This window comes from Haloarchaeobius iranensis (assembly GCF_900103505.1).
GTDB classification, from domain to species: Archaea; Halobacteriota; Halobacteria; order Halobacteriales; family Natrialbaceae; genus Haloarchaeobius; species Haloarchaeobius iranensis.
On record NZ_FNIA01000070.1, the window covers coordinates 1 to 1,323 of the forward strand.

The window sequence follows — 1,323 nt, forward strand, 5'->3', positions numbered from 1 at the left end:
GATGGGACGAAACTGTGGGAGCGGAAAATCGGACAGGTTGATGGTGTGGCCACAGAAGTCCCATGGGACATCGCCGAAGCCGGTGATGGCTCGCTCTACGTCGCCACCGACGGTGGGGGTTGGAACGTCGTGAAGACCACACCAGAGGGTGAACCGGTGTGGATCCGTGAGTGGCTTCCCGAGTGGGACGACGTCGTCGACTACGATCCACCCCTCCAGATTTGTGGGACTGTCAACGGAGGATGTGTCGTCGCAGGTGGAATCGGGCGCGGACCCGACGACGATAACTATGATTCGATGGTAGCAGCGACGCGCTTCGGACCAGATGCCGGCCTCATCTGGCAGCGGGCTGCTGCTGTCGAACCTACAGACGTGCAGGTCATCGATGTCACCATCGACGATGCCGTCTGCGTAGCTTCGAATCCGGGGGACTACTTCCGTGTCGATAGATTCGCTCCGGACAGCAACATAATACAAATGGATATTAACTTACTCGAAGACAACCAGGGACTCGAGTATTATGGAGGAATCTACACCGATGCTGTCCGGCTTTCCGACGGGGGATATGTTGTGTCTGTTTCAGGTGCAGGAGGAAAACGATTTGATTCGGAGGGGAATATCGTCTGGAACACTATCATCGATATTGTAGACTCGATCTATCACCGGGGGAAGAGCGTCGCTCTCGGAGGGAAGGGATACGTTGCAACTGTCGGGAAAATCAAACGCAAAGCAACACGACCTGGCTGGATGGTCGTGATGGATATCGATGACGGACGCGTCGAATCAGTCCACCATTTCCGGGATGTCGACGATGGTGACAAATACCGAAAGGCCCAGCAGGTCGTCCCAACCGAAGACGGGTTTGCCGTATCTGGCCTTCAGGGACGGGACCGAGGAACGAGTACGAGTCTGTGGGTCGGCGGCGTCTCCGTCGAACAGGACAACACGCCCGACCTCGTTCCAACACTCGCCGGGCTCGGTGCGGTCGGTGCTGGTGGCTGGGCCGTCAAGAAGTGGCGCTCCGACGACGAAGCAGAGGACGACGGGTCGTCCTCCGGGTGGCACGACCGTATCAGCTAAATCGCGAAACCAGAACACCCTTATTTCTGACCCAGTATCTTGAATTAATATCGTGCCGAGAGACGCCCCGCAAGCGAACCGCCGTGAGTTCCTCCAGCACAGCGCCGGTGCGGCCGGCCTCACCAGTCTCCTCTCCGTCCGCTCCATCCTGGGAATGGAGCCGTACGTCACCGAGCAGTGGAACCGGACGTTCGAGCGGAGTCCCAGCCAGGATTCGAACGGGATGGTCCGCACCCAGGACGG

The 1,323-nt window shown here is 58.5% G+C and carries 2 protein-coding genes; both read left to right on the plus strand.

Annotation, left to right across the window (positions count from 1 at the left end; all coding sequences use genetic code 11):
* A partial coding sequence (locus BLT27_RS18935; RefSeq protein ID WP_175526529.1) for a hypothetical protein occupies nt 1–1,080 on the plus strand: 1,080 nt, incomplete at its 5' end.
* A 52-nt stretch (nt 1,081–1,132) separates the two neighbouring features.
* Nucleotides 1,133–1,323: hypothetical protein (locus BLT27_RS18940; RefSeq protein WP_139172452.1), on the plus strand; the 191-nt coding region annotated here is incomplete at its 3' end.